The following is a 17,242-nucleotide window of genomic DNA, read 5'->3' as shown; positions in this document are numbered from 1 at the left end:
CTCATATTCGGGCAAAGCAGAACAATCCGGCCGCCACCTCACGGCAGCGGCCACAATGCAGGGGTAATGGTGGGTGGACTGGGTCAGGCCCACCGTGGAGAGGGCGAGGCATACGATCCTCGCGTAGACTATCCTCTCCACGCTGGGCCCGATCACCTCGCCCGCATCGAACTCGTACCAAGGCGTCGTTCATGCGCTGGCAAAGGCTCTGTGTGGTTAGACAGCTTTATGGTGATTTCCTGCTGTCGTTTGCGCCACACGCCGTCGAAAATGAATGACCCGTGACCTGTACCGTCACAGAGGAAGCACCGTACTGCAGAAAGCCATCCAGCCACATAACCACTTCCGCGGCATTGCGGGCATATCCCGGTCCTTGCGATCGGTTCCATCGGGATCACCTCATCAAATGCCTACTTGATCCCAAACGCGCTCTTGGTCCCATGTAAGACCGTTCGGATATACGCATCCCCAGTTCCGAAGCTCATCGGAGTCCTCGTCTCGGGTGCAGACGACAACCTCGACGCGTTCACCGCAACCGGGGCAGTTCAAGCCACCGTGCGCTTCCACGAACCTCGTCTTGACATATCGGTGATCCGCCAGGAATTCCATTCCGCAGCCCCAACAGTGGTACTTGACGAGTCGGTACAGCACCTCTCTCATATCTGCGCATGCCTCCTCTGCCTCAACCGTCCACCCCGCCGCTCATACGTGTTCGCCGACTGCATCAAGCGCTCCAGCTCGCGCAACTCCCGTTCGCGCCGCGGATCCTCATCGGGCGTCACGGCCCAGCCCTGGCAGTGACGGCAGCGCATCATGCGTGTGTTGGTCGGCACCTTTTCACCGCATGCCCAGCAGGGTTTCACGCGATCACCTCTTCCTACGCACCGGAAACCCTGCCAGGCGCCGTCCGGTCCGGCGACGTGCATGGTCAGGCACCATCCTGGCAGGGTCACAGAAATGATAGGCCGCCGCGGCCCCGCAGCACCCGCCTTACCGCCGGCGGGCGCTCGACGGTAATGGAGCAGCAGCGCCCATGGTCTGCGATTTCAGCGTCGCAGATCGCGCCGGCTTTGCGCGCGCTGCAGTTCGCCAGGCGGATGATTCTTCGCGGCGGCCAATAAAAACACCGGCACCCGCGTGAGCGAGTGCCAGACGTATGCGGCCGGGGCGCTGGCCAGGCGCCCAATGACTGTTTTGTGGCCGCCCCATCCCTAGCGAGACTCGGTCTCTCGGCCTTAGCGCCTCCCGGCGCCGCTCGCGATTTCCGCCCGGCCGCAGAGGCCAGGGTTTCGGGTGATAGCGGCGGCCATGGACACTGTTTGCGGGCACAGCGTCCGAAGCCTTTGCAGGCAGCGTACTGTAAGTACGCCGCGCGCCATTTTGCACCCCACCGCACCTAGCCGAGTCGCACGGTACGTAGCGGCTCGGACGAGGCCACGTAGGAACGCAACCCTTCGGATTGGCAGGGTGTTGGCGGCCAAATGATATACCCGCGGGTTTGTTCAATAAGCAAGGCCGGATGCTCGGCACACGCCGTCCGGTCAGGCGTCCGCACTCCGATGCCGGTGGGGGCCTACTGCCGAGTCTGGCTCGGGTTCAGTCCCGGATCATAAGGCTTCAGAGTGCCGACGCCGGATCGAATAGGTGTGAGTTCGCCACTCTGTCGGAATGAAGGCGAGGATTCGAACCTCACTCGTTCGCCGGGTCTTCACGGCACCACGCATTACGTCCGACTTGAACGGACGGGACCCGACCTGTTCCTGACGCGCCAACCATGTACGCGAATTCTTCATCCCGACACAGGGACGAAGCCCTGCGTTCATCCTTACTGATTCTCCCGTTGCTCAGATTGCCATGGAGCCTCAGGCGCGCGCCGTCGTCACGCGTCTAAGGCTCCATGGTCACATCGTATCACGGTTTTCCCGCAGCGCTCCGCATAAAATCCCAATTGGAAGCGCGCCATTTCCGCACGACTTCGCAACTGAGCACCGGCCGGGCGTTATGCCCGGCCATTCCCATGTCACCGCGAACGGCTATTCGACGTACTGCGTGATCCCCCACGTCTCAGCCAACCTGAAGATGGCCTGCGCCTTCTGAGACTCGTAGTACCGTTCGCTCACGTACCATCCATCCCCATATAGCTCTCGCCACACCTGGAGATCGGTCGGCGCCGGATGCAGCGGTGATGGTTCGTGTTCCATGTATAGCTTTCGGATGATGGCCGCCTGGTACTCAGGCAGGGCATCCACAGCACGTTCGACCTCACGGCAGAACCGTCGCCGCTCGCGATCCCGCGGATCCTCGTCTATGTCCGGTGGCAGGTGCGGGATCCGCGATCCATCATACCCCGGCGCACGGATGGTACGCGGATCAGCGGCATGCTCATATCCAGGAAGCGGCCTGCGTTCGGCTGGCCGCTCTTCCAGGTCGGCCTCCAGAAGCCGCTTGCGATACCGATACAGCCGGAAATACTCCCGCACCATCTGCCGCGTGCGCGTCTTGTCTATCTTGCGCAGTCCCAGGTCCAGTTGCATCCGCATCGCCCCCGTGGTATGTTCTAGGCAACCGCACTGCCTCGGCCCCTTACCACGGGGCCTCCTTTCGCTTTACGCTGGATTTCCGACGCTCTCCCCGCGTACCTTGGCGAGAGTTTCGCGGGCAGTCCAACAGTGAGCACATCTCAACCCGTCAATATATCCATCCTTGCAATCGCGACATTCACGCACATAGGTTTCCAGCGTCTCCAGCATGAAGGCGTTTTGATTGTGCAGCTTCAAAGCTCGCTCGTACATGCGCTGGTAGTCTGAACGCAATTCCGCATTCTGCCGTTGCAAGTCGCGGATGGTGGCGATGAGATCCAGCACATCCTCCGCCGAAGCAAAGTCAATCTGATCGGGAACTTCCAAGGCAAATGATTCAAACTCGGCAATCTCTTCATCGCTCAACACGCGGTCGCTCATTCCTCATTAACTCCTTTCGTTGGTTGTAGGACTTGGCGAATCCGCCCTCTACAATTTGGGCACTCCACTTCTTCACAGATCGGGAAAGTAACAACCGTTCCTTCACCACAGCATAGTTCGCATGGGTTTAGCAGGCTTTCCAGCATCTCCCGCAGCCGCCGATTCTCCGCTTCGGCTGCGTCGAGTTGTTGGAGAATGAATCGCGCATCCTTCATGGGTAGCGCATCATCCCACGCCATACGCTTCCTGATTGATTCCAGCCGCGCCTTCGCCTTGTCGTCCATCACGCCATCATCCCCCTGTACCGCTCCCGAAGTCTTCGCAGACCCTGCATGTAGTGATACCGCACCGCATCCCGAGAAAGCCCCGAAAGTTCCGCGATCTCCGGCCAGTCGAGCAACTCCACGGCCCGCATCATTAGGACCGCTACCTGCGCAGGCTTCAGCGTCCGATCCTCCATCCAATACCGCATTGCCCGGCAGACTCGCTCCCATGAATCATCGGTTCGCGTCGGCAGCGGCCGCGTGATCCGGTCATGACGCGATATGTTTTTGCCTTCCGGCACGTCCAGGCTCACGAACCGGTTTCGCGTGTCCCGGTAGCAGTCCAGGCACCAGACACTGTACCCATCTGGCCGGCTGCGATGGCGCGAGAACTCACTGATGGGCTTTTCTTCACCGCACCGACTGCAGCGTTTGGTCTGCTCAGCCACGCGCAGTCACCCGCTTTCGCCCTGTCACGCCAGGGATGATGATGTTCGTCGGCTTCTCTGAGGGAGGCGCTAGCCTGCCCCCGTACTTGCCGATCAGGTACGCCTCCATCTCCGCCGGGTCCATCCAGTACACTTGCAGCGGCGCTGGTGCTTGAACGGCCGCTTCACGCTCTACGCTCGGCACGGGCGTCCCTGTTGCGATCCCTCTTGTCGGCGCGTCCACCGCTATCACCCTCCCCCATGACCTCAAGCTCGATCTCCACTCGTGGTTGATGCTTGTCCACTGCGAAGTCCATCACCCGCGGCAGCACCTGCCTGTCGTCCTCCCATAGCACGTCCGTGAGGCTGTCCTGCAGCTGCTTCAGCGGATTATCCTGATCCCTGCGCCGCTTGTCCGGCCAGTAGAACCACACCCGCATGATGACCTTGCTCCGTCGGCTCGGGATCTCCCATCCTGTCTCCCGCCGCCACTTCAACGCCAGCCAGCCGGCCTCAGTCCTGTATGCTCGGGCCTCAGGTGAGAGGATCCGCATCAGGCGTTTTCCTCGGCGGACCTGGACGTGTGAGTGATTCGCTGAGGGCGGTAGCGGCAGCACCAGGCGCTTCACTCCACATTCACCCCGACGGCCTTTAGTGCAGCGATGCAGATAGCCTCGGATGCGGTTGGTGCAGTGCCATCCAGGTTCAACGGTTCTTGTCCATCATGTGTAACTGCGACGTAGCCATCAGCATATGAAAGAACGTCGATGTAAAACCCCTTGGACTTCACGTGCTCAATGATTTGCCATGCGGTGCTGATGTCAGTGGTGTAGTACCCAATGCCACGACGTGAAGTCTTGCCTGGCGGAACCCCAAAGGCCGCTAGTCCATGTGGATTGGCCCAACAACCAGTCCATCCGAACACCTGCTCAGCGACCAACGCATCCCGCTCTCGCGGCGTCATCTCAGACCACCGTTTCACCGTTCCCTCGCCCTCCACTCCAGCCACTGCCGATACGCCTCATTGGCGGCTTCCTCCGCAGTGGCCATTTCTTCCGCCAGACCGAGTTCCCTATATGGGCTGTCTTGGTAGATCTCGCAGGTCCATCGGATCCCTTCCACCGTTGCGCATGCCCGGATGTCCATGCTGGTGTACAGATCGCAGACTTCCTCGGCGATTTGTTCGATGGACTTTTGCTCAGGCTCGGTCTTACAGATGCGCAGCGTCCGCATCGCTATCATTTCGTCCGAAGCAACCTCTGGCAGCCACTTTGGGCGCTTGGATTCCCCGCTCACAGCCAGTACAGCCCCCTCTTCTGCCTCCCTGTCGTATCCCAGACGAACCACGCATAGTCCGTCGCATCCGTCCCCTTCCCTGTGAAGCTCGGGCGCTTCGTCAGCACATGGATCGCGGTCGGCGGGTGCTTCTGCCACCACTCTTTGCGCTGGCGAGAGGCCAGGAAATTTAGGCGCAGCAGCATGATTACGCAGTTCGCCAGTGTCAGACTCCGCTCGATGAACTCCTGCGCCAGGGAGAAGGGCGGGTTGGTGATGACAAAATCAAACCTCCGGTCGTTAAAGTCGTATGTCAGAAAATCGCGGTCTTCCTGTATCTCGCAATAATCGTAGTAAGCGGGCGGCACGACCGGACTATTCACAAGAACGTTCAGTATTGCTCCCTGTCCCACACAAGGCTCAAGGATGTGTGGATCTGTACCCCACACAATCTCCCGCACAATCGCCTCCGTCACCCATGCAGGCGTGCTGTAGGCGTCATACGGATGGCGCTTGGTCAGGGCCCGGTTCGTCGCGCTCACATCTCCACCCCCGGCATCTCATACGGACACCGCTCCGGCTCCGTGGTCGAGTACGGCACGTCCGCCGCAACCAGCGCCCGCCGAAGGTCGCACGCCTCCGGGTCCCGAGTGCAGCCGCGGCATGTCGTGCCTATCGCGTGCTCGGCCAGTGTGTACAGCACGTCCATCCCTGCATCGCTGTCCGGCCGGGGCACGTATGCCTCGCTGGTGAGGATCACACGGGTGGTGGAGCTCTCGCGTAGGAACCGCTCCCGATCCTCCGGCGCCAGTCCGTCCAGCCATGCGCGCAAACCCTTGGCCAGGTGCGTGGCTGCGGTTCGCCACCGCCGCGCCACCTCCGGCCCGTACCGGTGCGCCTGGGGCAGCACCCGGTTGATCAGGTGCGCCCCCAGCGCGTCCAGCGTCAGGATGGACTGGCGCTCGGCTTTGGAGACGTAGCGTGGCTTGGTGCTCACGCCTTCTCCGCCTCCGTCTCTTCGTCCCAGTCCATATCTCCCTCCGCACAGTCGTCGCAGATCCATCCGTGCTCGTCATCGCCGTACCACCAGTAGCCCTCAGAACCGCAGTACATGCAGACTTCTTTAGACTGTTTCACCGCTCCATCGCCTCCTCAGCGTCTCCCAACGCCTCCAGTGCGTCGGCCAATGGCTCAAGATCCGCCCGCCCAAGCATCACAGGCCCGTGTTCTGTTCGGGTCCAACACTGATCGATGAGATCCTGTGCGGCGTTGGCGACATGTTCTAGCGCCTCCAGCCTGCTGCGATCCACCACCGCCAACCCGGACTGCTCCATGCGCTGCAGACGCATCTGTCCGATGATGGCTTCCGCCCGGGCACGGGGATCCGCAATGTCGTCATATGCGCTGGTCATTGGTCGTCACCGTCCTTCTCTAAGCGCAGTCCGATAGATAAGCACCTGCGAATCGGGATCTGCTTGCTGAAGCTCCAATCCGCGCTCGTTTGCCATGCTGCGATTGCTGTATACGTAGATCAGCGGACTCACGTCCTCGTCGTCTGACCTAGGCCACCACTGACATACAACCCACACTTCCATCCCTCACACGCTCCTCTCCGGGTACTCATCCCATGTGCGTCCGTCTAGCAGGCGGCCGGCGGCCCTTTTGCCAATCCGACACACGGCCGTGTCGGGATCGAAGTTGTACCACTGCCGCCCGCATATCCCTGGCTCGTTGCACCGAAGCTCATGGACCGGCGCCCACTCGCCCCACTGCTTGAATAGAAAAGCCACCCCGGCCGCTTGGCACTGATCCCGCAGGCTCCGCGCCCATTCCGGGTGCATGGGCCTCGCATTCGGCCCACTCTCGCCGCCAACGATGACCCAGTCAATCCGGCCAAATTCGTCGTTTCGGCTTACCCTGTGTCTTCCTGTTTGTTCGTCACTACCACGTGACCATCCAGTAAGAGAATCAAGCTGGAATCTTAGTCCGTGACCGTTTGTCCCTAGGTCTATGTCTCTCAAATTCACCGGCCCTAGCAGCGGCTCACACGACACAAACCTCACCGCCGCCTGAGTCTTCAGTAAGAACGGGATTCGCTCGTCGGCAGCCTCTTGGTTCTCGGCACTGACACCAAGCCACACATTCGGCAGAGGCCAATTCAGTTCAAGCGCCAAACACAATGGCCTGTCTCCGGGCCAATAGTGTCCGACGTAGTCTGGCAATTCCTCGTTGATCACTCTCATCATTCGCTCAGGCCGCTTTGTGAGGATCTGAAAGGTATGCGGTTCTCCTGTCCAGCATTCCTCATCGTGCTTGTGGTTCTTCCCGCATGCAGCAGTCGCGCAAGCCATCACGTTAAATACCTCGGCGATGAACTCCAGCGGTACCTGCTCGTGGAACAGATCAGACATCGAGTTCACAAACACCCGCCGGGGTTTCTTCCATTTCAACGGTTCCTCCAGCCGGTCGGGGTGAAGCCTGACATTCTCCGCCGCATACGTCGCGTTCCATGGCTTCGTGGTCCATCCGAACCGGTGTGACAGGCGCTCGGCGTAGCAGTTGGTGCAGCCGGCGCTCACCTTCGAGCAGCCCGTCACCGGATTCCACGTTGCGTCCGTCCACTCGATTGCGCTCTTGTTGCCCATCCCTACACGCTCCCTTCATCGCCTCCTGGATGACTGTCGTCATCACTACCGAGGCAGCGACGATTCCCGTGATTCGAATGCTCAGTCCCCTCACAACCCCAGCGTCATCTGCTCCGTCTCCGCTAACTCCCTCAGCGCCTGCCTCGCCTCATCCCGCCTCCGTACCGCCTCCCGGTACTCGTCTGTGTCTACCTTGCCCTGGTCGCGCAGGGTCAGGATCCGCGTTGCCCAGCGCATGAGTTCGAGGCGGAGGTGCAGGGATCGTTGGTCTGGCATGGTCACACCCCCATCGCCGCACGAATCCGACCAAGAATCCATCTGACCACTGGCGGATAGACCGCGTTCCCTAGCGCAGCAAGTCTGTGTGTCCGATGGGGAATCCCATGTACCATTCGGTCCACGCCGGGTTCAGATTCAAGCCGCTCTCCGGGCTGTTTCCCTCGTTCAGCCACAACCATCCGATGAAGTCTTCCAGATTGTGCCGATGATCTCCAATCTTCGCTCGCTTCCAGCACACTCCGTGCTTGCCCATACTCGCCCTTGGGGTAGGCCACAATGAACACCCGGTCTCGCTCGTGATAGGAACCAAAGGCGCTCGCCGGTAGGCAATCCCATTCCGCGTCATACCCGCTCTCGGCCAGGTCCCCGAGAACAGTTCCCATGCCCCGTCCAAGGAGCGCTGCCACGTTCTCCACGAGGACGTAACGGGGTCCCACCATGCGAACGGCTCGCACCATCTCCCGCCAAAGTCCAGAACGGGCCCCGGATAGGCCGGCGCGTTTCCCCGCGTTGCTGATGTCCTGGCAGGGGAATCCACCGGAGAGAACGTCAACCCTGCTGATTCCCGCCGCTCTAACACTGTCTGCTGTGACATCCCGTACATCCCTCCACTTCGGCACATTCGGCCAGTGCTTGCAAAGCACTCTGTACGGGTATTCCGCCATCTCGCACTGGCCGACCGTTACAAATCCGGCCCACTCGGCTGCAATATCGATGCCGCCGATCCCGGAGAAGAGGCTGAGGTGCGTTAGCATGGTCACTCCGCCAGATCCTCCACCGTCGTCCGCGGCGCCGGGACCATCCTGTAACTCCAGGGTCCGCCCGACAGCCGCTGGACCAGCGCCTCAGCTCTGTCACGATCCACAGCTTTACCCGGACGCCAACCATCGCGGCCCTTGATCCACACCACATACTTCCTGCCGTCCACCTTCTGACGCTCCACCGTCACCTTCGCCAAATCACATCACCCTTTCGCTATGTCTCTTGGCATCCCGCGGGAGCCGCGTTTTCGTTGGCCTCCGCCTTTTCCCCCGTTAGCAGGTCCCATAGCCTCGCCAGGTATTCTTCCTCCGCGCGGTAGCGCTCGTAGAGTTGATTCGCGCGGTCGGGATCTGCGTGGTGCCATATCCGTTTCGCCCGTTCCACCCGGCGCCGCGCCTCTTCAAGCCGCCGGATCGGGTCCGTGGTCTCCTCCATCCTCGACCACCTCCACCTGACTGAGCCTCGGGCAGTAGTAGTCGTAGCCGAGCACGCTGCCGTCGCGCTTGCTCACGCGCGGTACCTTGACCAGGGCCCGGATCCCGTACCACGCATGTACCCGGTCGCTTTCAAACTTGCGCCGCGCCTTTGGAAGGTCTGCCGGCAGGTGTCGGAAAGCACTCTCTAGCGGCTTCACCACCGCCACCACCTCGCCTTGCTTCGTCACCCACGATCCTTGCGACTGGCTTGTCCACTTCACGATGTCGCCTGGCTTGACCATCCGCATCTCCTCCTCACGCTTCGAAGTATCGCTGCACCGTGCGGCGCAGTATCCTGCTCACATGTGCCTGACTCACGCCCATCTCATCGCCGATCTCATGCTGCTTGTATCCATCCATGTACCGGCTCACCACGTGTCGCTCACGCGCCGGGAGCTTGTCCATCCAGTCCCGGATCTCCACGGTCGTCACGTCATCGCGGCTCGGCAGTATGTCATACACTTTCAGAGCGTTTCCAGAATCTTCATCAGCAGCCACCTGGTGTTCGAGCGGCACGGTCGCAATACGGTTTTGCCTCTTTGTCGTCCGAATCAGTCTCCGAATCCGCCCTTTGATGTGGATCACCGCACAGGTCGTCCATTTCGCCCGGGTCGGGTCATATCGCATCAGCCCTTCCCAAAGCCCGATCATTCCGGCGCTCACCAGCTCGTCGTAGTCGATTCCGAGAGCCGCCGCCTTGTGCTGGTACTGCAGTGCCACGTAGTGCACGAGCCGCATGTTGTCACGCACCATCTGGTCCACCTCATCCGGCGCGAACGCTGTCTCCCGCGTCAGCACCGCCTCCGCCACTGTCGTCCACCTCCTTCAGCACCACCCGTATGCTCCGGGTCTGCTTGTCCAGCCGGATGGCGGTGTATTCGTCATCCAGGTGCCGCTTGAGTTGTGCCGTTAGGCTTTCCAGCACAACCACCAGGCTCCTAACATCGCGGCCTCTCTCCGGGAACTTGACCCAACATTCGGTCATTCGGACCGCCTCCAGTTACAGCACCGACCGCTTCCGCCAGCTTTCGCCGACCATCCGCACGCCCTTACACATCTCAAGGATTCGGTCCACCAAAGCGTCCCCAACACTGACCGTGTCGTTCGGGTTTTGTGGGTCGGCGTTGTACCGCTGGCGGATCACTGGCAGGCTCAAATTAGTCGTCACGATGAGGGCCTTGTTATCCTCGTAGCGAGCGTTCACAACGTCGAACACCGTCTGCTTGACCCACGGACTGACGTTCTCCTTCCCAAGGTCGTCGATAATGAGCAGCGCACAGCGCTTCAGCCGCCTCAGTACATCCGCCTCAGTCTCCCTGGCGTGTTCATCGTATGTGCGCCTGATGTCCTGGAGTAGGCTTGTGATGGTTCCGAACACCACCCAGTGACCGCGCGCGATCAGCTCCATGGCAATCGCCGCCGCTAGGTGTGTCTTGCCGGTGCCGACCGTGCCTGTCAGAAGCAGCCCCCTGCCCTCGACGGGATCGAACCAGTCTGCGTACTGCTTGGCCACCTCGAACGCCTCGCGGTTTGAGTCCGTGACCTGGAACGCCTCGAACGTCCGATTCCGCCACCGGGCCGGCAGGCCGCTCGTGCGAAACAGTTGCTCGATGCGCTCACGCTGCCGCTCCCGTTCCTCCGCCTCTTCGCGGGCTTTGCGCTCCGCTTCGCGCCGGTCCTGGGCCACTTTGAAGCCCTCGCAATCACACACGAGAGGGCCCCACGGGTATTCCTTGCCTCGCACCTTGACGGTCGTCATGCGCCGCATCTTGCAGCCGCAGTGCGGGCACTTATCCGCCCCCGAAGAAGCGCTCTTCGATAGCATCCCAGTCAACATCCGCTCCATCGCTTCGCCAATCGACTCCACGGTTTACACCCCCCTCGCCATTCGCTCTGGGCTTGGTTTCCGTTGGCGCCCGCGCCTTGATCGCCAGCTCGAAGCGAGCATCGTCCATCTCCGCCTGCGCTACTGTCCTTATCCCGCGTTGCAGTTGGCGCCGTAGAATCCCAAGCGCATACTCAAGGTCCTTGCCCTTGACACGGGACCGCCTTAGAGCGGTGATGACCAAGCCGACTTCCATCCCCTGCTCGACATACTGCACCAAGTCGTCGATCTGCACCGGATTCGGAAGGGTACCGTATATCTGCTCGTAGGCTCGTACGATCTCGCGCGCGTGCGCGTGATCACCACCACCACTTAGGTCTGGTTTGGTTAGGTTAGGTATGGTAGCCCCGTGACTCTCGCGGCCGTCACATTCCTGTCCGTCGTCCGTCCGCGTGACGTCCGCGTGACGGGCACGTGACCTCCGTTTCCTTTCCGCATTCTTTTCACGTTGGACTATCAGGCGGCCGGCATAGTCTTGCCAGTCGTGGATGTACAGTCCGTCCTCGGTCCGGTCGAGGAATCCGGCCGTGCACAGCGCTTCGACAGCGTGGCCTGGGTCGCCGCTCCACATGAGTGCGTCTGCGATGTCGCTGTCATCGTACTTGGTCAGGTCTCCATCCTGCGCGTAGTTCATCGCCCACCACCAGAGAAGGTGCAACCTGCCTATGGTCGCCGGGAGATCCTCTCCCAGCAGGCGGGCCAGTTTTCGCGTTTTTGGATGATGAGCCAGTGTTTCGTGCGACTCTATCCAGGCCACGGTTTCACCCCCCCTATGACCTCAGTTCTCGCGTCTCAAAGATCCCCGCCAGATCGGGCTCTTGCGACATGATTAGGCGCGCGTACCGGGACGGGTAGTTGTTGTTCAGCTTCCACCCCTCCGGGTCCAGCGTGTCCAGCATCAGCTGGTACCGCATGGTCTCCCACAGCATCTTGATCCCGATCCGACGATGTCCGCGGGCCTTCATCTGTCGGGCCAACCGCACCAGCGTCTCGTAGACGTGCGGATTGTCTTGGTGGTACTGCTGAAACTTCTGGTCGAGAGTCGGGTGATCAATCGTCGTCGTGCTCATGAACACCCCTCCGTGCATATTGCTTGTCCAGGCCGCATACCGTAGTACCGTGGGATGCGGCCGCAACACTCACGCCAATCACCGCTGTGCCGGACGCCGCTTCACGTAGCGGCGGTGGATCCCGGCGCGCCAGCGCACGAACGCCCAAAAGTTTCCTGAGTTCCATGCTTCGATCCACGTGCGCATGGTCTCCCCTATCACGTCCTCTTACCTCCCCGCCGGGATCTGGAGAACCATCCCCGGCCGTATCAGCGAGTCCTTCAGCCCATTGGCCTGCATGATGTCCCACACCGCCTGCCGCGGATCCTGGTGCTTGTCCAGCCGGCTGGCGATTGACCACAGAGTGTCGCCAGGCTGCACGGTGTACAGCGTCGTCTTCGGGCCCGGCGAGACGGCTCCGGACCGAACGGACGCCATCGCGGCGCCAAGGAACATCAGCACCCACACCAGGGCCAGGAGCAGGGGGGCGGCTTTTCGCAGCCCCCTGTGTCGCCCCGCGTCAGAACGGGAGGTCGGCGTCGTCGATCTCCAGCGACTCTCCGGCGAAGGGATCGTCATCCGGCGGCCCTCCCTTCGCTGGTGGATGATAGTTGTCCAGCGCGTCGATAAGTTGGGACGCTTCCTTGCTCGTCAGCTGCTCCATCGGCTTCCCCGTCTGCTGATGGACCCAAGCGGTAAGTTCCTCTCCCTCTAGGCCCTTGGCCTTGCCCTTCCGCTGGAGGAATGTCAGTTGCCGGTCGGACGCGGGCTTGGCGCCTCCGTTGCCGCTTTGCGGAGGCTGATTCATGCGTCGTTCATCCCTGACAGAGGTATCGTGCGGCCGAACCAGCATGCCCTCCATGTCCTCGACATCCTGGGTGAACAGGGCGCTCGAGCGAGTCGCGGAGAGGACGGCGTCGATCAATGCCCGTTTCTTGGCCATCTTAAGCAGCGTGTTGTCGATGTCGTCGATCTCGTCGTTCGGGATGCGGTATTGCACATAGCGTTCGCCCTTTTTGTTCGTCCCCGTCCGCGTTCTCAATCCTTCCGTAGACATCCCAGGCGGCAACTCATTCTCAAACACCCAGCGCCAGCGGTACTTCTTCTCCCACGAGTTGGCCGATCCAACACCAACCATGATGATTCGTCCGTCCGCCCGACTGATGAGCGGCAATGAAACGCGGTAACTGATGTAGATCGGAGTCTTCGTGTCGTCTCGCGTGAACTCAATCTGTGCCTCGCCGGCTGATAGACCGTACACGTCACACAGCTTTTCCGCACCCGGCTTGAGTAGAGTGGGCTTACTGTTGGCCCCCTCGATGATCCCGTAATCCTCTCCAGGAACCATGTACTCTCTCACGAACTGCTGAAGTTGAGAGAGCCTTTGCTTGAGTACAGCGAAGTCCATCACCATCGACAGGCCCGCGTTAGGCTGCGCGGATACAATCGCCCGTTCCTGGATGGCCATCACTCCGTCACCTCCACCGAGAACTTGACACCCTGGTCGATTACCGTCACGCCAGGAACCGCCTCTCCGCCGCGCAGCACCGCATCGCGAATCGCGTCCTTGGCAAGTTCCTCGCGGACCCTAACGAAGTCCGTCCGGCCTGCACCCTTCGCCCACGCCAGCAGCATCTCTTCGTCGTACTCCACCTTGGGCGGGAGCCTGCGGGCCTTTAGTTTTCCGTACGGCGTGCTGATGGTCTTGGCCCGAGTGTCCTGCGCCAACACCTGCTTGTGGTACTCGGTGAGCAGCATCTCCAGGTACTCCATGCTGCCACGGAGCTTGTCCAACTCATGCCGGCGCCAGGACTCGATCCGCTCGATCTCGGCGTCCGCCAGGTTGTTCGTGTCGCGCTCCTGTGCCTTGAGCGCCGCCAGTTTTCGCATGCACCAGTTGGCGCTAGCCAGGTCGGTGACCCGGAACCGCTCCCGGGCCTCCGCCGGCTGCTGCTCGAGTTCCTCGATCTCCTGCATGTAGAGCGGATTCACACTCATTCGTCCTCACCTCTCTTGTGATTCTCTGGCGGGCCGCTTGATGACCCGCCAACCCCATCCGGTGGTCACAGATGTTTCGCCTCCTCCTGGACCTTCTTGGCGAGGCGCTTGAACACCGAGGCCGGCAGATGGTCCATGAGAAAGTCGCACACCCGCTGCGCATATTGCTCGGTCAGTTCCGGCTGACCGTGGTACTTCTGATGCCACACTTCCCGGTCGACGTAGAGTGTCGACAGATCTCCACGATGACCCACGTAGATCACGCCTCAATCCACCTCCAGTCGAACGCCTCTGCGTGTTTCCTCGCGCACGTCCCGCAGAGATTCACTCCTGCTCGGCTTAGGTGTATGTCCTCGTCGTAGAAAAGTTCCTCGCAATAGTCGCACTGCACCACCGTCCCCCGACACTCAGGCGCCTCGCAGACCCTCTCGCCCGTGGCCAGTTGCACCGTCGCCTGAATCGGGTGCTGCCGATGGCAGATGAAGCACTCCACCGTCGGCGGGGCCGGGGATTGGATAACCGGCGCCGTGCTCATCTCGACACCACCTTGTGGTCGTGGTAGGCGTTCAACTCTCGGAGCAGGTCTGCCGTCGCCTCATCGCCGAACTCCCGCCGGTACTGCCGTATCAGTTGGTGCAGGCTGTGGCGGTAGAGCCATTCGCGGTTCTGCCGTTCCCGGTCCGTCGCCACCGCGCGGATGCTTGCAAAATCCGTCGTGACCTCGATCACCTGCATGGTCCGTTCCTCCTTGCCAGCCCCGCTCAATTGCGGTAGACTGGCGGTGATAGTCCCTTCGAAACACCCTTACCCCGTTACCCCGTGCGATGTTCCCGCATCCACGGGGTCTTCGTTTGTCCGCCCCTTCATCGTCCACCCCCTCAACACGCACATTTCGTGCGTAATCAGCACGGCACGTTCTCAGAAACCTGATACGCTATGCGTAGAGCAACGGCCCAATACGACGGCGTGTTTGGTGCCATTCCTTGGCCGCCTGCAACAGGTCAATCAGCCAGTCGATGAATGGCGCGCCTCCGCATGCACCGATGATTGCATCAAACAGGTCGTCACTCATTGGAGCACCGTTCTCAACCCGACTGATCACTGTCCGGTGGACGTTCACGGCCGCCGCCTCCTCGTCTTGCGTGAGGTTTGCAGCGCCCCGCAACGCCCGCGCAACGACAGCCTTCATGCCTCGCTTCACTTTCATCACCTCCTTGTCCATCCTCAATCCGGCGCGGTACCGAGCCGCGCCTCCCACATCCCCCCCATCGAAGGAGAGATACACCATGCAGACCACGTTGACACCGAGTGCCCAGGCCATCTTGGAGTTCATCTGCGAAGCCTTGATAGACCTCGCTGAAGAACTCCGTGAGAACTACGATGAAGTGGAGATCCGCTTGTCGATCTCCGCGCGTTGACTGAGCATGCGTTGTTGCACCCGAGCTAGGACACGCTTCACAACAGATTGCACCTCCGGCGGAAAGTCCTTTAGCGCCGGGACATAATGCTGTTGCATATCGCTCACCTCCTGGGTGAGCCTATGCGGTTGCAGGTTGGTCACTTGCTCGGCTGTCGCCATCACCAAAGACATCACCTCCTTCGGCCAACTCTCCATCGTGTCGATGTCAGGCCCGCTTGGCCTCTTCCTCCTCGTAGAGGTCGTCCACGCTACAATCGAGTGCCTTCGCCAACTTCGTGAGCGTGTTGATGCTCGGGCTCTTGATTTTGCCGTGGTCAAGCTTCCATACGAACGATTGAGCAAGGCCAGAACGCTTAGCCAGTTCATACGTCGTGATGCCACGTTGCTGGCGCACCTCTCTAACCTTGACCACCATCAACATCACCTCCATGGCTCTATTATGTTCCTTTAGAGTCAGGATGTCAACCTCTATCAGAAATTATTGCTCCAAAAAGTACGTCCGTTATAATTCTCTTTAGAGACATAACGAACGGGGGATTCAATTGGCTCTGGATGTCGAGTCCCGGTTACGGTCTCTGCGCGAATCTCGTGGCTGGAGCCAATACAGGTTGTCCAAGGAATCCGGGGTTGCGGCATCCGCCATCAACAAGATCGAGTCTGGCGACATGCGCCCAACCGTCGACGTGCTGTCCCGTCTCTGCTCCGCCCTCGGCATCACCCTTTCGGAGTTCTTCGCGGAGGACCGGAGTGATGAATTGCCTCCAGACCTCCGCAGACTCATATCGATTGCCAAAGAACTGACTCCGCAGCAGAGAGAGCAACTGGCGAAGTTCCTTGAAACCATGAAAGGTGGTGATGATTGATGCAATTTGATGGCGCTCTGATCCGCGAACAAGGAGTGACGTTCGCAATCGTTGTCGTAAAACAGCACGTCTTGAACTCACCACACGAACGCGATCAGATGCAGCAATTCGGACTGCAAGTGTTTGGACCGATACCAATCATCCTCATGGCTCAGGACACGCGAGGCATCCCTACATACTACGGGCGGCAGGACATCGTTAACTTTTTGTCCCGCGTCAACCCTGCTGCGATTCCGTGGAAACGGTATACCGTTTGATGCGCTGCGGAACTGGACCCTCCTTGCGAAGATCCACCACCGGAGCATTCGCAAACAGGGCATCCCATTCTGCCTCGCTCAGTGCAAACTGAGAAGTTGCCATGGCATGCAGTTTCGGGTCGTCGTGTTGTGTCGGACGAAGCCTTGAAACCATTCATTCCACCAGCCTTTCATTTACCCACCCAGCGGAAACTTTTGGACAAGTTCCTGCGGGAGATGGTTAGTAAAAGCGACAACTCGGAAAGGACGTGAAACGCTTGTTCAAATCCACCAAGGAATTCGATCATGCAATGTGTCGGATTCTCACGAACATCAGAGACGGGAATACAGATTTGAACCAACTCGAAAGTTTGTTGGGCCTCGAATCAGATGACTATCAGGATGCTCTTAAAAGACTCATTGATTTGAATCTGATCACCGGAGTGATGTACACGAAAACGATCGGTGGTCTAGTATTCAACGTGCATAAGCCGAGGCTCACCTACGAAGGGTTGGCTTTCATCGAGAGCCATGAGAATCAATAGACACAGGTTGCTCTGATGCCTTTTCACGAACATAGGTAAACACCGTTTCGATCTCTCCGTGTTTGATGCCGTGCTTGCAAAGTACCTCTAAGATTTCCATTGCCGCTTGAGCGAGCACGGCATGATTTCTTACCCTTTGCCCATCCATGCTCTCACCT

General features: G+C 60.0%; 38 protein-coding genes. 4 read left to right on the top strand and 34 right to left on the bottom strand.

What is annotated here, in order from left to right:
* Positions 1-656 precede the first annotated feature (656 nt).
* From BM357_RS07150 to BM357_RS07005, 32 genes are all read right to left on the bottom strand, one after another.
* Entirely contained in the window at positions 657-863 is a 207-nt protein-coding gene (locus BM357_RS07150; RefSeq protein WP_074951056.1) for a hypothetical protein, read from the bottom strand.
* A 1,170-nt stretch (positions 864-2,033) separates the two neighbouring features.
* Positions 2,034-2,534, bottom strand: a complete 501-nt coding sequence (locus tag BM357_RS07145; RefSeq protein ID WP_074951053.1) for a hypothetical protein — start codon at positions 2,532-2,534, stop codon at positions 2,034-2,036.
* A gap of 72 nt (positions 2,535-2,606) precedes the next feature.
* A complete protein-coding gene (locus BM357_RS07140) occupies positions 2,607-2,960 on the bottom strand; it encodes a hypothetical protein (RefSeq protein WP_074951051.1) in 354 nt (117 codons plus the stop codon).
* Positions 2,957-3,247 carry a hypothetical protein gene (locus tag BM357_RS07135; protein WP_074951049.1) on the bottom strand — a complete coding sequence of 97 codons (291 nt, stop codon included), beginning with the start codon at positions 3,245-3,247 and terminating at the stop codon, positions 2,957-2,959. The genes BM357_RS07140 and BM357_RS07135 overlap by 4 nt, the downstream gene beginning before the upstream one ends.
* The gene (locus BM357_RS19785) at positions 3,244-3,420 is read right to left on the bottom strand and encodes a sigma factor-like helix-turn-helix DNA-binding protein (RefSeq protein WP_175511477.1); all 177 of its coding nucleotides are present in this window, start codon (positions 3,418-3,420) and stop codon (positions 3,244-3,246) included. The genes BM357_RS07135 and BM357_RS19785 overlap by 4 nt, the downstream gene beginning before the upstream one ends.
* Positions 3,421-3,664: 244 nt before the next feature.
* Complete coding sequence (locus BM357_RS07125; protein ID WP_074951045.1) at positions 3,665-3,856, bottom strand: hypothetical protein; 192 nt, start codon at positions 3,854-3,856, stop codon at positions 3,665-3,667.
* Positions 3,837-4,268 carry a RusA family crossover junction endodeoxyribonuclease gene (locus BM357_RS07120; RefSeq protein ID WP_281245574.1) on the bottom strand — a complete coding sequence of 144 codons (432 nt, stop codon included), beginning with the start codon at positions 4,266-4,268 and terminating at the stop codon, positions 3,837-3,839. Before BM357_RS07120 ends, BM357_RS07125 begins: the two co-directional genes overlap by 20 nt.
* 8 nt (positions 4,269-4,276) lie before the next feature.
* Positions 4,277-4,633: a BC1872 family protein gene (locus tag BM357_RS07115; RefSeq protein WP_074951041.1), complete on the bottom strand. Its 357-nt coding sequence runs from the start codon at positions 4,631-4,633 to the stop codon at positions 4,277-4,279.
* Positions 4,630-4,947: a hypothetical protein gene (locus BM357_RS07110; protein WP_074951039.1), complete on the bottom strand. Its 318-nt coding sequence runs from the start codon at positions 4,945-4,947 to the stop codon at positions 4,630-4,632. Before BM357_RS07110 ends, BM357_RS07115 begins: the two co-directional genes overlap by 4 nt.
* Positions 4,944-5,468, bottom strand: a complete 525-nt coding sequence (locus tag BM357_RS07105) for a DNA methyltransferase family protein (RefSeq protein ID WP_074951037.1) — start codon at positions 5,466-5,468, stop codon at positions 4,944-4,946. Before BM357_RS07105 ends, BM357_RS07110 begins: the two co-directional genes overlap by 4 nt.
* Positions 5,465-5,923 carry a DUF5651 domain-containing protein gene (locus tag BM357_RS07100; RefSeq protein WP_074951035.1) on the bottom strand — a complete coding sequence of 153 codons (459 nt, stop codon included), beginning with the start codon at positions 5,921-5,923 and terminating at the stop codon, positions 5,465-5,467. Before BM357_RS07100 ends, BM357_RS07105 begins: the two co-directional genes overlap by 4 nt.
* Positions 5,920-6,063 (bottom strand): hypothetical protein, encoded by a 144-nt coding sequence (locus BM357_RS19780; protein ID WP_175511476.1) that lies wholly within the window; start codon positions 6,061-6,063, stop codon positions 5,920-5,922. The genes BM357_RS07100 and BM357_RS19780 overlap by 4 nt, the downstream gene beginning before the upstream one ends.
* Entirely contained in the window at positions 6,060-6,338 is a 279-nt protein-coding gene (locus BM357_RS07095; RefSeq protein WP_074951033.1) for a hypothetical protein, read from the bottom strand. Before BM357_RS07095 ends, BM357_RS19780 begins: the two co-directional genes overlap by 4 nt.
* 186 nt (positions 6,339-6,524) lie before the next feature.
* Positions 6,525-7,571, bottom strand: coding sequence for a DUF5131 family protein (locus tag BM357_RS07090; protein ID WP_074951031.1), 1,047 nt, complete (start codon positions 7,569-7,571; stop codon positions 6,525-6,527).
* A 90-nt stretch (positions 7,572-7,661) separates the two neighbouring features.
* Positions 7,662-7,847, bottom strand: a complete 186-nt coding sequence (locus BM357_RS07085; RefSeq protein WP_074951029.1) for a hypothetical protein — start codon at positions 7,845-7,847, stop codon at positions 7,662-7,664.
* A 2-nt stretch (positions 7,848-7,849) separates the two neighbouring features.
* Positions 7,850-8,605 carry a DNA cytosine methyltransferase gene (locus BM357_RS20675; RefSeq protein ID WP_074951243.1) on the bottom strand — a complete coding sequence of 252 codons (756 nt, stop codon included), beginning with the start codon at positions 8,603-8,605 and terminating at the stop codon, positions 7,850-7,852.
* Between the two features lie 2 nt (positions 8,606-8,607).
* On the bottom strand, positions 8,608-8,808 hold the full coding sequence (locus BM357_RS07075) for a hypothetical protein (RefSeq protein ID WP_074951027.1): 201 nt from the start codon (positions 8,806-8,808) through the stop codon (positions 8,608-8,610).
* 17 nt (positions 8,809-8,825) lie between these two features.
* Entirely contained in the window at positions 8,826-9,047 is a 222-nt protein-coding gene (locus tag BM357_RS07070) for a hypothetical protein (RefSeq protein ID WP_074951025.1), read from the bottom strand.
* Positions 9,013-9,330, bottom strand: a complete 318-nt coding sequence (locus BM357_RS07065) for a hypothetical protein (RefSeq protein ID WP_074951023.1) — start codon at positions 9,328-9,330, stop codon at positions 9,013-9,015. The genes BM357_RS07070 and BM357_RS07065 overlap by 35 nt, the downstream gene beginning before the upstream one ends.
* Before the next feature lie 13 nt (positions 9,331-9,343).
* Positions 9,344-9,898, bottom strand: a complete 555-nt coding sequence (locus tag BM357_RS07060) for a sigma-70 family RNA polymerase sigma factor (protein ID WP_074951021.1) — start codon at positions 9,896-9,898, stop codon at positions 9,344-9,346.
* A complete protein-coding gene (locus tag BM357_RS07055) occupies positions 9,852-10,073 on the bottom strand; it encodes a hypothetical protein (RefSeq protein ID WP_074951019.1) in 222 nt (73 codons plus the stop codon). The genes BM357_RS07060 and BM357_RS07055 overlap by 47 nt, the downstream gene beginning before the upstream one ends.
* 15 nt (positions 10,074-10,088) lie before the next feature.
* Positions 10,089-10,955: an ATP-binding protein gene (locus tag BM357_RS07050; RefSeq protein WP_083430270.1), complete on the bottom strand. Its 867-nt coding sequence runs from the start codon at positions 10,953-10,955 to the stop codon at positions 10,089-10,091.
* Complete coding sequence (locus BM357_RS07045; protein ID WP_074951015.1) at positions 10,879-11,730, bottom strand: DnaD domain-containing protein; 852 nt, start codon at positions 11,728-11,730, stop codon at positions 10,879-10,881. The genes BM357_RS07050 and BM357_RS07045 overlap by 77 nt, the downstream gene beginning before the upstream one ends.
* A gap of 13 nt (positions 11,731-11,743) precedes the next feature.
* Complete coding sequence (locus BM357_RS07040; protein WP_074951013.1) at positions 11,744-12,043, bottom strand: hypothetical protein; 300 nt, start codon at positions 12,041-12,043, stop codon at positions 11,744-11,746.
* A 78-nt stretch (positions 12,044-12,121) separates the two neighbouring features.
* Positions 12,122-12,244, bottom strand: a complete 123-nt coding sequence (locus BM357_RS20465) for a hypothetical protein (protein WP_281245572.1) — start codon at positions 12,242-12,244, stop codon at positions 12,122-12,124.
* Between the two features lie 6 nt (positions 12,245-12,250).
* Entirely contained in the window at positions 12,251-12,601 is a 351-nt protein-coding gene (locus BM357_RS07035) for a LysM peptidoglycan-binding domain-containing protein (RefSeq protein WP_083430269.1), read from the bottom strand.
* Positions 12,543-13,490, bottom strand: coding sequence for a hypothetical protein (locus tag BM357_RS07030; RefSeq protein WP_245783888.1), 948 nt, complete (start codon positions 13,488-13,490; stop codon positions 12,543-12,545). Before BM357_RS07030 ends, BM357_RS07035 begins: the two co-directional genes overlap by 59 nt.
* Positions 13,490-14,014 carry a host-nuclease inhibitor Gam family protein gene (locus BM357_RS07025; RefSeq protein ID WP_074951241.1) on the bottom strand — a complete coding sequence of 175 codons (525 nt, stop codon included), beginning with the start codon at positions 14,012-14,014 and terminating at the stop codon, positions 13,490-13,492. Before BM357_RS07025 ends, BM357_RS07030 begins: the two co-directional genes overlap by 1 nt.
* Positions 14,015-14,085: 71 nt before the next feature.
* On the bottom strand, positions 14,086-14,283 hold the full coding sequence (locus BM357_RS07020; RefSeq protein ID WP_074951006.1) for a hypothetical protein: 198 nt from the start codon (positions 14,281-14,283) through the stop codon (positions 14,086-14,088).
* Positions 14,280-14,555 carry a hypothetical protein gene (locus tag BM357_RS07015; RefSeq protein ID WP_074951004.1) on the bottom strand — a complete coding sequence of 92 codons (276 nt, stop codon included), beginning with the start codon at positions 14,553-14,555 and terminating at the stop codon, positions 14,280-14,282. Before BM357_RS07015 ends, BM357_RS07020 begins: the two co-directional genes overlap by 4 nt.
* Positions 14,552-14,755 (bottom strand): hypothetical protein, encoded by a 204-nt coding sequence (locus BM357_RS07010; protein ID WP_074951002.1) that lies wholly within the window; start codon positions 14,753-14,755, stop codon positions 14,552-14,554. The genes BM357_RS07015 and BM357_RS07010 overlap by 4 nt, the downstream gene beginning before the upstream one ends.
* Positions 14,756-14,954: 199 nt before the next feature.
* Positions 14,955-15,227 (bottom strand): helix-turn-helix domain-containing protein, encoded by a 273-nt coding sequence (locus BM357_RS07005; RefSeq protein ID WP_245783887.1) that lies wholly within the window; start codon positions 15,225-15,227, stop codon positions 14,955-14,957.
* A gap of 79 nt (positions 15,228-15,306) precedes the next feature.
* On the opposite strand from BM357_RS07005, the gene BM357_RS20460 reads away from it, so the two are divergent.
* The gene (locus tag BM357_RS20460) at positions 15,307-15,438 is read left to right on the top strand and encodes a hypothetical protein (protein ID WP_281245571.1); all 132 of its coding nucleotides are present in this window, start codon (positions 15,307-15,309) and stop codon (positions 15,436-15,438) included.
* A 207-nt stretch (positions 15,439-15,645) separates the two neighbouring features.
* On the opposite strand, the gene BM357_RS06995 is transcribed toward BM357_RS20460, so the two are convergent.
* Positions 15,646-15,852: a helix-turn-helix domain-containing protein gene (locus tag BM357_RS06995; protein WP_175511474.1), complete on the bottom strand. Its 207-nt coding sequence runs from the start codon at positions 15,850-15,852 to the stop codon at positions 15,646-15,648.
* Between the two features lie 130 nt (positions 15,853-15,982).
* Between BM357_RS06995 and BM357_RS06990 the strand changes: the two genes are divergently transcribed.
* The 3 genes from BM357_RS06990 to BM357_RS20670 all read left to right on the top strand — a co-directional run bounded on the left by BM357_RS06990 (position 15,983) and on the right by BM357_RS20670 (position 17,084).
* Positions 15,983-16,303 (top strand): helix-turn-helix domain-containing protein, encoded by a 321-nt coding sequence (locus BM357_RS06990; RefSeq protein WP_217647676.1) that lies wholly within the window; start codon positions 15,983-15,985, stop codon positions 16,301-16,303.
* Positions 16,303-16,560 (top strand): hypothetical protein, encoded by a 258-nt coding sequence (locus BM357_RS06985; RefSeq protein WP_074950997.1) that lies wholly within the window; start codon positions 16,303-16,305, stop codon positions 16,558-16,560. Before BM357_RS06990 ends, BM357_RS06985 begins: the two co-directional genes overlap by 1 nt.
* Before the next feature lie 290 nt (positions 16,561-16,850).
* Entirely contained in the window at positions 16,851-17,084 is a 234-nt protein-coding gene (locus BM357_RS20670) for a YjcQ family protein (protein ID WP_425426527.1), read from the top strand.
* Here the strand turns inward: BM357_RS20670 and BM357_RS19775 are convergent.
* Positions 17,059-17,232: a hypothetical protein gene (locus BM357_RS19775; RefSeq protein ID WP_175511473.1), complete on the bottom strand. Its 174-nt coding sequence runs from the start codon at positions 17,230-17,232 to the stop codon at positions 17,059-17,061. The two genes, BM357_RS20670 and BM357_RS19775, sit on opposite strands and share 26 nt — an antisense overlap.
* Positions 17,233-17,242: the final 10 nt, after the last annotated feature.

Origin of the sequence: Paenalicyclobacillus macrosporangiidus (assembly GCF_900116805.1) — a bacterium.
In the GTDB taxonomy this organism is placed as follows: Bacteria; Bacillota; Bacilli; order Alicyclobacillales; family Alicyclobacillaceae; genus Alicyclobacillus_H; species Alicyclobacillus_H macrosporangiidus.
Note: the sequence above shows the minus strand (reverse complement) of the source record. Positions and strands in the feature narration are given on the sequence as shown.

Coding starts and splice junctions, on each gene's coding strand:
- BM357_RS07145 (WP_074951053.1), bottom strand. CDS start 2,534: ATGCAACTGGACCTGGGACTGCGCAAGATAGACAAGACGCGCACGCGG.
- BM357_RS07140 (WP_074951051.1), bottom strand. CDS start 2,960: ATGAGCGACCGCGTGTTGAGCGATGAAGAGATTGCCGAGTTTGAATCA.
- BM357_RS19785 (WP_175511477.1), bottom strand. CDS start 3,420: ATGGAGGATCGGACGCTGAAGCCTGCGCAGGTAGCGGTCCTAATGATG.
- BM357_RS07095 (WP_074951033.1), bottom strand. CDS start 6,338: ATGACCAGCGCATATGACGACATTGCGGATCCCCGTGCCCGGGCGGAA.
- BM357_RS07090 (WP_074951031.1), bottom strand. CDS start 7,571: ATGGGCAACAAGAGCGCAATCGAGTGGACGGACGCAACGTGGAATCCG.
- BM357_RS07085 (WP_074951029.1), bottom strand. CDS start 7,847: ATGCCAGACCAACGATCCCTGCACCTCCGCCTCGAACTCATGCGCTGG.
- BM357_RS20675 (WP_074951243.1), bottom strand. CDS start 8,605: ATGCTAACGCACCTCAGCCTCTTCTCCGGGATCGGCGGCATCGATATT.
- BM357_RS07070 (WP_074951025.1), bottom strand. CDS start 9,047: ATGGAGGAGACCACGGACCCGATCCGGCGGCTTGAAGAGGCGCGGCGC.
- BM357_RS07065 (WP_074951023.1), bottom strand. CDS start 9,330: ATGGTCAAGCCAGGCGACATCGTGAAGTGGACAAGCCAGTCGCAAGGA.
- BM357_RS07055 (WP_074951019.1), bottom strand. CDS start 10,073: ATGACCGAATGTTGGGTCAAGTTCCCGGAGAGAGGCCGCGATGTTAGG.
- BM357_RS07040 (WP_074951013.1), bottom strand. CDS start 12,043: ATGAGCACGACGACGATTGATCACCCGACTCTCGACCAGAAGTTTCAG.
- BM357_RS07035 (WP_083430269.1), bottom strand. CDS start 12,601: ATGACGATCCCTTCGCCGGAGAGTCGCTGGAGATCGACGACGCCGACC.
- BM357_RS07030 (WP_245783888.1), bottom strand. CDS start 13,490: ATGGCCATCCAGGAACGGGCGATTGTATCCGCGCAGCCTAACGCGGGC.
- BM357_RS07015 (WP_074951004.1), bottom strand. CDS start 14,555: ATGAGCACGGCGCCGGTTATCCAATCCCCGGCCCCGCCGACGGTGGAG.
- BM357_RS07010 (WP_074951002.1), bottom strand. CDS start 14,755: ATGCAGGTGATCGAGGTCACGACGGATTTTGCAAGCATCCGCGCGGTG.
- BM357_RS07005 (WP_245783887.1), bottom strand. CDS start 15,227: ATGAAAGTGAAGCGAGGCATGAAGGCTGTCGTTGCGCGGGCGTTGCGG.
- BM357_RS20460 (WP_281245571.1), top strand. CDS start 15,307: ATGCAGACCACGTTGACACCGAGTGCCCAGGCCATCTTGGAGTTCATC.
- BM357_RS06985 (WP_074950997.1), top strand. CDS start 16,303: ATGCAATTTGATGGCGCTCTGATCCGCGAACAAGGAGTGACGTTCGCA.
- BM357_RS20670 (WP_425426527.1), top strand. CDS start 16,851: ATGTGTCGGATTCTCACGAACATCAGAGACGGGAATACAGATTTGAAC.
- BM357_RS19775 (WP_175511473.1), bottom strand. CDS start 17,232: ATGGATGGGCAAAGGGTAAGAAATCATGCCGTGCTCGCTCAAGCGGCA.